The 11,394-nt window shown below is 39.8% G+C and carries 3 protein-coding genes; 1 reads left to right on the forward strand and 2 read right to left on the reverse strand.

Going from position 1 to position 11,394, the window contains the following annotated elements; genetic code table 11:
- Positions 1 to 115: 115 nt before the first annotated feature.
- Complete coding sequence (locus PQO00_RS02200; RefSeq protein ID WP_274183211.1) at positions 116 to 2,014, forward strand: amidophosphoribosyltransferase; 1,899 nt, start codon at positions 116 to 118, stop codon at positions 2,012 to 2,014.
- Positions 2,015 to 2,456: 442 nt separating this feature from the next.
- Here the strand turns inward: PQO00_RS02200 and PQO00_RS02205 are convergent, their stop codons facing one another.
- Positions 2,457 to 3,389 (reverse strand): PorP/SprF family type IX secretion system membrane protein, encoded by a 933-nt coding sequence (locus tag PQO00_RS02205; RefSeq protein WP_274183182.1) that lies wholly within the window; start codon positions 3,387 to 3,389, stop codon positions 2,457 to 2,459.
- Positions 3,390 to 3,393: 4 nt separating this feature from the next.
- Positions 3,394 to 11,082 carry a BspA family leucine-rich repeat surface protein gene (locus PQO00_RS02210; RefSeq protein ID WP_274183183.1) on the reverse strand — a complete coding sequence of 2,563 codons (7,689 nt, stop codon included), beginning with the start codon at positions 11,080 to 11,082 and terminating at the stop codon, positions 3,394 to 3,396.
- Between the last annotated feature and the right edge of the window lie 312 nt (positions 11,083 to 11,394).

The raw sequence follows: 11,394 nt of genomic DNA on the forward strand, positions 1-11,394 counted from the left end.
TTAGAGCGCGTTTTTAATTAAAAACAAAACTCCAAAGTAGTATTATTTTGGAATTAATAATTTGTCATTCCGTGCCCGCTTGTTGGACGGGCAGGAAAACGAAAAAAATTTATATATGAGTGATGCCTTAAAACATGAATGTGGAATAGCTGTTATAAGACTTTTAAAACCACTGGAATATTATAAAGAAAAATATGGGAGTGCATTTTACGGTGTAAACAAAATGTATCTTATGATGGAGAAACAGCATAACCGCGGTCAAGATGGTGCCGGTTTTGCAAGTATTAAATTAGATACCAAACCAGGTGAGCGCTATATAAGTAGAGTGCGCTCTATAGCACAACAGCCTATCCAAGATATTTTTGGTCAGATAAATGAAAGAATAAATAACGAATTAACGGCACATCCAGAGTACGCTAATAATGTTGCCTTACAGAAACAACATATTCCTTATATAGGAGAACTTTTATTAGGGCATGTTCGCTATGGTACTTTTGGTAAAAACAGTGTAGAAAGTGTGCATCCGTTTTTAAGACAAAACAACTGGATGCACAGAAACTTAATCATGGCAGGTAACTTTAACATGACCAATGTTAAAGAACTTTTTTCTAATCTTATCGAGTTAGGCCAGCATCCAAAGGAATATACCGACACCATAACTATTATGGAGAAAATCGGTCATTTTTTAGACGATGCCGTAAGTAAGATCTACAAAAATTTAAAAAAGGAAGGCTATAACAAAAGAGAGGCTTCTCCACTTATTGCCGAGCGACTTAAGGTAGCTAAAATATTAAGACGTGCAGCAAAAAATTGGGATGGCGGTTATGCAATGGCAGGGCTTATTGGTCATGGAGACTCTTTTGTTTTAAGAGACCCAGCAGGTATTCGTCCAGCATACTATTATCAAGATGATGAAATAGTTGTTGTTGCATCAGAACGCCCAGTTATTCAAACCGTATTTGATGTTAACTTTGAAGACGTTAAAGAATTAGATCCTGGACAGGCCATCATTATTAAAAAGTCTGGAGAAGTACGCTTTAAACAAATACTAGAGCCTTTAGAGAGAAAATCCTGTTCTTTTGAACGTATTTATTTTTCCAGAGGAAGTGACGCAGAAATTTACCAAGAACGCAAAATGCTTGGTAAACTATTGATGCCAAAAGTTCTTGAAGCTATTGATAATGATACTAAGAATACCGTCTTCTCTTATATACCCAACACAGCAGAAACATCATTTTTTGGAATGATCGAAACTGCTGAAGCTTACATAAACAAAAAGAAGACCCAGGCTATTTTAAACGGACAACGTTCTTTATCGGCAAAGAAAGTAACCGAAATCCTATCAGAGCGTGCACGAATTGAAAAAATTGCCATAAAAGATGTTAAACTCAGAACCTTTATTACCGAAGACAGTAGTCGTGACGATTTAGTAGCCCACGTTTACGATATTACTTATGGTGTTATAAAGCCAGAAGACAATTTGGTAATTATCGACGATAGTATCGTAAGGGGTACTACATTAAAAATGAGTATTATAAAAATGCTCGACCGTCTTGACCCTAAAAAAATTATTGTGGTGTCCTCTGCTCCTCAAATTAGATATCCTGATTGTTATGGCATAGACATGGCCAATCTCGAAAGTTTGATTGCCTTTAGGGCTACTTTGGAGTTGTTAAAGGATGCCAACAAATATCATATTGTAGAAGAGGTATACAACAAATGTATCAGTCAAACGGATTTAGATGATAAGCATGTACAGAATTTTGTAAAAGAGATTTATAATCCTTTTACTGATGAAGAAATATCAGATAAAATTTCCGAGCTATTAAGCGATGAAAGTATTAAGGCAGAAGTTAAAATTATCTTTCAACCTGTTGAGAATTTACATAAAGCATGTCCTAATCATTTAGGTGATTGGTACTTTACGGGAGATTATCCTACTGTAGGAGGCAATAGAGTTGTAAATAGAGCATTTATCAACTTTTATGAAGGAAATAATGAGCGTGCTTATTAATTGTTAAATTGCTAATTTTTTTCACTTTATCTGTACAAAATCGCAATTAACCCGAAAAATATGCCGTTTATCTAAAAAATAATCAATATATCTAAAATACACATAACTTGGTCTCACCATAACATAAGTAGGTTAAGTTCATGGTAGATTTGGGGCAAAAAAAGGTGAACATCTGTTCGCCTTTTTTTATGCAATTTATTTTTTTTTGTAGGCCCGTTTTAAAAATTATTCTTTCATCTCTTTTTGCTTTATAATAATTTTACAAAACCGTTTAAGCCAATATATAGGCAGTTTAACTAAAATATTTCGTCAATCTTTACAATCAGCATATATTTGGCTCACCATAACATAAGTAGGTTAAGTTCATGGTAGATTTGGGGCAAAAAGGTGGACGAACGTTCACCTTTTTCATTTTTATTTCAATCTAGCCTTTTAACCCCAATTAATCAATACTATACCCATCTCCAAATTGATAACTTAATACAAACCCATGTGTGTTACCCAATGGAGAGTTGTTAGTTGCCGTATTATAGTTGTATATAAAGCGTGCACTTTTAAATAAATAAACTCCAGCTAAAAAATTTAGAGAAGAGCTCGTTCTATATCCTGTTCCAATTTCAAATTTGTTTTTAAAACTTACCGCTAAATTTATATCGACTTGCATAGGCGCACCATCTTCATGTTTTAATAGTATATTTGGTTTTATCATCACTTCATGATAACGATTATTAAAAAAGCGGTATCCTAAATACCCATAATAAGGGTTTACGAGATTTAAATTATCATCAGAAGCTAATGATTCCCCTAAAATATTTGGCGTTGAAAACCCTAGATAAAATGAGGCATGATTAAACAAGAAACTAAAACCTAATGTCGGGATCGTAGCATTGATATTTTCAGCAAATCTAGGATCGTTTGGAATTCCTAAATCTAATAGGTTATCTTGATATTGCTGTAAGCCAGCAGTAATTCCAAAGGAAAGTACGCCTGCGTCATATGGTTGCCAATATGGGCGATTACTTTCAAAATCAAAGAATATTTTATAAGAATACGCTCCAAAAACATTTGTAGAAGTCGTGACACCTATTTCATCTCTTATAATACCAGCGCCAATCCCCATTTTCCCTCTATTTAATGCACCGTGACCACTCATTGAAAAAGTCCTTGGACTTCCTTCAAACTGATTAAAATAGCCAGAATTGCTTATGGATAGCTCTGTGTTTGGAGTTAGGCCCGCATAAGCAGAATTTATAATAAAAGGGTTGTAATTATATTCGGAAAACAATGGTGTTTGTTGACCAATACTTATACTGGTTTTTAAAATAAAAAATAGTATAACAGCCGCATAAGCGGAATAGTTGTTTTTTCTAATCATTATATTAACGCTTTATTACTAAAAATCCCTTTAATTTTTTCAGGTTATGACTTCCCGAAATTTTAATATCAAAGAAATAGGTGCCATTCGGTAATGTGCTTGCTCCAAATTTATTGAGGTTATTCGCTTCTCCTCTAAACACGTTACTACTATTATTGTAATTTGGGATTGAAAAAACTAAATCCCCCCATCTATTATAGATATTTACCATATTCTGCGGACTATTTTCTATACCTTTTATCTCCCAAAAATCATTAATTCCGTCGCCATTAGGTGAAAAACCATATTTTGATTCTACTAAATGTTCTGTAGTAAACGATGCTTCTGAACAATCCATAGCTTCTCCAACAGCGTTGTAAGGGATTATAGTGACATAGATGGTTGTTCCCTCTGGTAAGTCTGGCAAATCAAATGTTATAACATTCCCTACGTCTTCGGCATTAAGTATATCTGTAGCGCCCGTGGAAGTCCCGGCGTTTATTCTATATCCCGTGGCGCTTGCCACAGCGTCCCAACCAAGGCCTGTCGTTACGGCAACATCCGTATCGCCGTCCGACGGACTTGATAGTGTCGTACAGGCAGGGGCGGTCGCTATCGTTTCCGTAACGAACGATGCCTCGTTACAGCCTGCGGCGGGCCCAACTGCGTTGTAAGGGATTATCGTGACGTAGATCCTTGTATTCTCCGGTAGGTCAGAGGGGAAGGGGTACGCCAGTACGTTCCCCACGTCCTCGGCATTGAATATATCGGTAGCGCCCAACGAAGTCCCGGCGCTTATTCTATATCCCGTGGCGCTTGCCACGGCGTCCCAACCAAGGCCTGTCGTTACGGCAACATCCGTATCGCCGTCCGACGGACCTGATAATGTTGTACAGACAGGGGCGGTCGCTATCGTTTCCGTAACGAACGATGCTTCGCTACAGCCTGTGGCGGGCCCGACCGCGTTGTAAGGGATTATCGTGACATAGATGCTCGTATTCTCCGGTAGGTCCGAGGGGAAAGGGTACGCCAGTACGTTCCCCACGTCCTCGGCATTGAATATATCGGTAGCGCCCAACGAGGTCCCGGCACTTATTCTATATCCTGTGGCATTTGCCACGGCATCCCAACCAAGGCCTGTCGTTACGGCAACATCCGTATCGCCGTCCGACGGACTTGATAGTGTCGTACAGACAGGGACGGTCGCTATCGTTTCCGTAACGAACGATGCCTCGCTACAGCCTGTGGCAGGCCCGACCGCGTTGTAAGGGGTTATCGTGACGTAGATCCTTGTATTCTCCGGTAGGTCCGAGGGGAAAGGGTACGCCAGTACGTTCCCCACGTCCTCGGCATTGAATATATCGGTAGCGCCTGCCGAAGTCCCGGCACTTATTCTATATCCCGTGGCGCTTGCCACGGCATCCCAACCAAGGCCTGTCGTTACGGCAACATCCGTATCGCCGTCCGACGGACTTGATAGCGTCGTACAGACAGGGGCGGTCGCCATGGTCCCCGTAACGAACGATGCTTCGCTACAGCCTGCGGCGGGACCAACTGCGTTGTAGGGGGTTATCGTGACGTAGATCCTTGTATTCTCCGGCAGGTCCGAAGGGAAAGGGTACACCAGTACGTTACCCACGTCCTCGGCATTGAATATATCGGTAGCGCCCGTCGAGGTCCCGGCGCTTATTCTATATCCCGTGGCGCTTGCCACGGCGTCCCAACCAAGGCCTGTCGTTACGGCAACATCCGTATCGCCGTCCGACGGACTTGATAGTGTCGTACAGACAGGGGCGGCCGTTATCGTTTCCGTAACGAACGATGCTTCGCTACAGCCAGCGGCGGGCCCTACTGCGTTGTAGGGTGTTATCGTTACGTAGATCCTTGTATTCTCCGGTAGGTCAGAGGGGAAAGGGTACGCCAGTACGTTCCCCACGTCCTCGGCATTGAATATATCGGTAGCGCCCAACGAGGTCCCGGCGCTTATTCTATATCCCGTGGCGCTTGCCACGGCGTCCCAACCAAGGCCTGTCGTTACGGCAACATCCGTATCGCCGTCCGACGGACTTGATAGTGTCGTACAGGCAGGGGCGGTCGCTATCGTTTCCGTAACGAACGATGCTTCGCTACAGCCTGTGGCGGGCCCAACCGCGTTGTAAGGTGTTATCGTTACGTAGATCCCCGTATTCTCCGGTAGGTCCGAAGGGAAAGGGTACGCCAGTACGTTCCCCACGTCCTCGGCATTGAATATATCGGTAGCGCCCGCCGATGTCCCGGCGCTTATTCTATATCCTGTGGCGCTTGCCACGGCGTCCCAGCTAAGGCCTGTCGTTACGGCAACATCCGTATCGCCGTCCGACGGGCTTGATAGTGTCGTACAGGCAGGGGCGTTCGCCATGGTCCCCGTAACGAACGATGCTTCGCTACAGCCTGTGGCGGGCCCGACCGCGTTGTAAGGCGTTATCGTGACGTAGATCCTCGTATTCTCCGGTAGGTCCGAAGGGAAAGGGTACACCAGTACGTTCCCCACGTCCTCGGCATTGAATATATCGGTAGCGCCCAACGAAGTCCCGGCGCTTATTCTATATCCCGTGGCGCTTGCCACGGCATCCCAACCAAGCCCGGTCGTTACGGCAACATCCGTATCGCCGTCCAACGGGCTTGATAGTGTTGTACAAGTAGGAATGGTCATCACAGAATTCCCGGTTCTAAAGGTTTCTTCACCACAACTTATGGCATCGCCTATATCATTATAGGGTATAATCGTTACAAAAATTAATCTGTTGGGTATTAAATCATCTGGCAGAGTATAGGTCGTTACATTACCAACATCAACATTATTAAGAACCTCTATACCTCCTCCAGTAGTACCTACCGTTAATAAGTAACCAGTGGCATTGGGTATAGAACCCCAGCTAAGACTGGTATTAACAGGAACGTCTGTAGCTCCATTTAATGGGCTCGTTAAGCTTGTACATATTGGCGCAACTGGAATTATTTCTGTTGTAAAACTTTCTTCAGTACATAAGGAAGCAGTACCTGTTTCATTATAAGGTATTATAGTAACAAAAATGGTGGTGTCCTCTGGCAGGTCGGTAGGAATATTGAATGTGGTTACATTACCAACATCAACATTATCAACAATGTCATTGCTCCCAGAGTTCGTACCTACCGTTATACGATAACCATCAGCATTTGCTATAGCTAACCATTCTAAATCTGAATCCACGGTTATTCCAGTTGCAGCGTGAATTGGAGTGGTTAAATTAGTACAATCTGGTACGGTTGGAACAGCACTACTGGTAATTTCAAAACTTTCGTCTATACAGCCCGTAGCCTCCCCTTCGTCATTGAATGGTATTAATGTTACAAAAACGGTTTCTCCGCCAGAAAAATTAGTGGCAAATTCATACGAAGTCCCTGTAACAGTTTCATTATTAACGATTGTAATGTTTCCAGGGTTTGTACGAACAGTAAGTCTATAACCTCTTGCATAAAGAGTTGGTTCCCACCTTAAATTCGTATTTACTGGAACTTCTGTTGCCCCATTTAGCGGTGCAATAAGTTGAGTACATGCTGGTACAGGGCAATCCAACACATCACCAACAATGGTCCAGCCATAGGTATCTATCATGGATTGTCTTTCTTCCAAGGCATCACAATACAATAATCCTTGAGCACCTAAGGTAACTCCGGGAGTTAGTACTTGTTCTGACCAAGCTATTAAAGTGGTGTCATAATTTTCTCTTGTAAGCGCTGTTTTATCTAGCATATTAGTCATGTCGGAAACACGGCTAACATCCCAGGTACTAAATTCCTGATCTAAACTGGTAGCGTTATTGAACATAGAGCGCATACTCACAGCACCTATATTCCAACGGTCTAAAGGTTGATTAAATGCCAAGGCATGCATAAACATTGCGTCCATATTTAATACACCTGAAACTCTCCAATTATTAATGGTTTGGTTAAAAACTGTAGCTTTATTGAACATATATTGCATGGTAGTAACACCTCTTACATTCCAATTATCTATCAATTGATTAAAAGCAGAAGCCCCATTGAACATTTCTTTCATAGTGGCAACAGAGGCTACATTCCAGGAATTCATAGGTTGATTATAGACCACGGCATTTTTAAACATCGCTTCCATGGTTGTAACATAGGCTACGTTCCAGTTATCTATATTTTGATTAAAAGCGGAAGCTCCTCTAAACATCTCTTCCATAGTTAAAGCTTCTCCTGTATCCCAATTTCCCAATGGACGATTAAATACTATGGCATCTTTAAACATAGCCTCCATCGTTGTTACTGAAGCTACATCCCAATTTTCAATAGGATTATTAAATAGTTCCGCACCTTCAAACATCGAATTCATCAAGGTAACAGATGATACATCCCAAGTATTAATGGGTTGATTAAATAAGATAGCCTTCTTAAACATAGCCGACATATTTGATACGGCACTTACATTCCATCCATCAAGGGGTTGATCGAATGCCCGAGCACTTTCAAACATTGAGGACATATTTACTACAGAGTTAACATCCCAATTATTTAAGGGTTGATTATAAGCAGTGGCACTTTTAAAAATGCTGGACATATTAGTGACATTGGTGACATTCCAATCATCTATTTTTTGATTAAATACCTGAGCGCTTTCGAACATAGAGGCCATTGTAGTAACCGATAATACGTTCCAACTATTAAGAGGTTGATCAAAACTGCCAGCATTATTAAACATAAAACTCATATCGGTCACCTTGCTTACATCCCAACTATTTATAGGTTGGTTAAAAGCTAGAGCATTTCGAAACATCCTAGGCATATTTGTAACGCTGCTTACATTCCAAGTATTTAACGGTTGATTAAATACTTTGGCACCTAGAAACATATTAGACATATTCGTTACACGACTTACATCCCAAGTATTTAATGGTTGATTAAAAGCTTCGGCATAGTTAAACATATCAGACATATTCGTTACACGACTTACATCCCAGGTATTAATATTTTGATTGAATATAAGTGCAGAAGCAAACATGGAATGCATGTTTTCTACATTAGCTACATTCCAACTATTGAGAGGTTGGTTAAAAGCATTTGCAGTATAAAACATTTCAGACATATTGGTTACGTTACTAACGTTCCAAGAATCAATATTACCGTTAAAAAGATGGGCGCCCCGGAACATTTCAGACATATCTTCTACTTGAGATAGATCTGGTATATCTGTAGCATTATAAGTCATGTTTTCACAACCAAAAAATGCTCTGTTCATAGACTGCCATTGTTGCGTTCCCCATTGATCTATGGTCAACAGTTTTATATTATCTGTAGAGTACCAAGAATAGTGTGCGGGATAAGTTCCAATAATACTTATGGTATAAATCCCTGGTGTTTGATAGGTGTGAGTTATAGATCCAGTGACATTGTTATCAAATTGATGATCTCCCCAATCTATAGAGTAATTGTATGTTAAACCTCCTTTAGCACTTATTCTTAGTTGATTTGCATCCGAAGTCGTCGATGACACTTTACTAGTATCGTAAGTAAGTTTAAAAGCGGTAGGACTATTTTCCCAACTTGCTATCACTGTAAAGCTCTCTTCCACACAACCTGTTGCAGGCCCAGCAGCATTATAAGGTACAACCGTAACAAAAACCTCATCTCCAGGAGTTAAATCTGTGGCAAAGTCAATCCCCGTTACATTACCGACATCCTCATTGTTATAAATAGTTTGAGAAATTCCACCATTTACTCTTCTAACACTTATTCGGTATCCAGTTGCCCCGGGTACAGCCTCCCATACTATATCGGTATTTGATGGCGCATTAGTCTCGCCATTTTTTGGATACACTAAGGAAGTACAGATCACAAAAGGACAGTTTATAATATCTCCATTAATAGTCCAGTTAAAATTATCGATAAGCTCCTGCCGTGCGTGACGTCCATCACAATAGTTTAGGTTTGTTACACCTAATACTATGTTAGAACTTACGGCTTGTGCAGCCCAACCTATTAAAGTGTCGTCATAATTAGTTTGTGATAATCCCGAATTAGAAAGCATATTAGTCATACTATTAACTGTACTAATATCCCAACTACTTAGGTTTTGATCAAAAGCGCTGGCATTAAAAAACATATTAGACATGTTAGATACGGCCCCAGTATTCCAATTGTTTAAGGGTTGATTAAAAACTGTAGTAACACTAGAAGAACGAAACATACTAGACATATCTCTTACTGCACTAGTATTCCAACTATTTAAGGGTTGATTAAAGGTATTTGCGTCTTCAAACATGCCTCCCATATCAGTTACCTTATCTACCACCCAACTGTCTAGTGGTTGGTTAAAAACCTTAGTACTCCCAAACATTGTCTCCATATTTGTAACACTGCTTACAATCCACTTATCTAAAGGTTGATTAAAAACCGGAGCATATCGAAACATGGAACTCATATTTGTAACCTGACTCACGTCCCAGTCATTTATATCCTGATTGAAAGTTTGGGCAGATTGAAACATAGACGCCATATTTGTAACCTGACTGACATCCCAGATACTTATGTCCTGATTAAAGCTACTTGTACTCTCGAACATGGAACTCATATTTGTAACCTGACTGACATCCCAAACACTTATATCCTGATTAAAGGCATATGCGTCTTCAAACATGCCGCTCATATTTGTAACATGGCTCACGTCCCAGCTGTTTAGCGGTTGATTAAAGTTTCTAGTGTATCTAAACATAAAACTCATATCTGTTACCTTACTTACATCCCATTTATCTAATGGTTGATTGAAAGTACTAGACAAATAATAGCCATCAAACATCCTGGACATATTAGTAACACGGCTCACATTCCAATTATTGAGTGGTTGGTTAAAAGCGGTGTTTCTAAGAAACATGGCAGACATATCGGTTACCGAAGAAACATTCCAAATTTCTATATTTTGATTAAATAATTGACAATAACTAAACATGCCGGACATGTCTTCAACTCTGGAAACATCCCAACTACTTATGTTTTGGTTAAAAGCACTTGCAGAGTTAAACATATTAGACATATTAGTAACCAAAGCTGTATTCCAATTATCTAAGGGTTCATTATATAATCTTGCTCCATAGAAGGCTTCAGACATATCAGTAACATTACTTGTTACCCAATTATCTAAGGGTCTATTAAAAGTAATAGCACTGGCAAAAATTCCTGAAATATCGGTTATAGTACTTATATCCCAATTATTTATAATGCCATTAAAAACACTGGCATTCCTGAACATATTTTTAAGGGTTGTTACTTGTGAAAGATCCGGGCTATCGATAGCATCAAAATTCAAGTTTTCGCATCCATAAAAAGCATTCTCCATGGTTTGCCATTGAATATTTCCCCAAGCCAATATCTCTATAATCTTATTTCTATCACCACTATTATTAAAGTAAATAGAAGGAAAGTTACCACTTATACTTATCGTATATTTTCCTGGAGTCACGTATGTATGTGTAATATCTCCAGGGACATTGGTGTCTGTTGAACCATCTCCCCAATCTACAGTATAATTGTACGTATAAGCGGGGTTTGTGGGAATGGTAACCTGATTTGGATTCGATACACTTGATTGTTCGGTATCCCAAATAGAATTAAATGTCTGTCCAAATAAATTATAACAGAAAAGTAGAAGAAATATAGTGAAAGTATTTTTTATCATATGATAACATTGATTTTAGGTTAACCTAATAATGATGGATCGCCATGTTGGTTTTTACTTGTAAATATTTGATTTGCAACATTCTGTAATCATCTCTTGTAATAGCAACGCGCATAATTGCTCAAGCTTTGACACATAGATTGTTATTGGAGTGACACCTAAATCAATTAGAGCCTATTTAAAATAGCATCTATAGCTGTCACAGTTGTCCATTTAAAGTGAACTGAAGAAGTAGTGAATAGGTTGTTTTTCATGTGGTTATATTTTAGAGTGGGGCAATCTTTATATTATTAGGTCGCAAACTTAAAAAAC

It is taken from the genome of Flavivirga sp. 57AJ16 (genome assembly GCF_028736925.1).
Taxonomy (GTDB): domain Bacteria; phylum Bacteroidota; class Bacteroidia; order Flavobacteriales; family Flavobacteriaceae; genus Flavivirga.

What these genes read in the sequence shown, in the direction of transcription:
- PQO00_RS02200 (WP_274183211.1), top strand. Translation starts at nt 116, where the DNA reads ATGAGTGATGCCTTAAAACATGAATGTGGAATAGCTGTTATAAGACTT.
- PQO00_RS02205 (WP_274183182.1), bottom strand. Translation starts at nt 3,389, where the DNA reads ATGATTAGAAAAAACAACTATTCCGCTTATGCGGCTGTTATACTATTT.
- PQO00_RS02210 (WP_274183183.1), bottom strand. Translation starts at nt 11,082, where the DNA reads ATGATAAAAAATACTTTCACTATATTTCTTCTACTTTTCTGTTATAAT.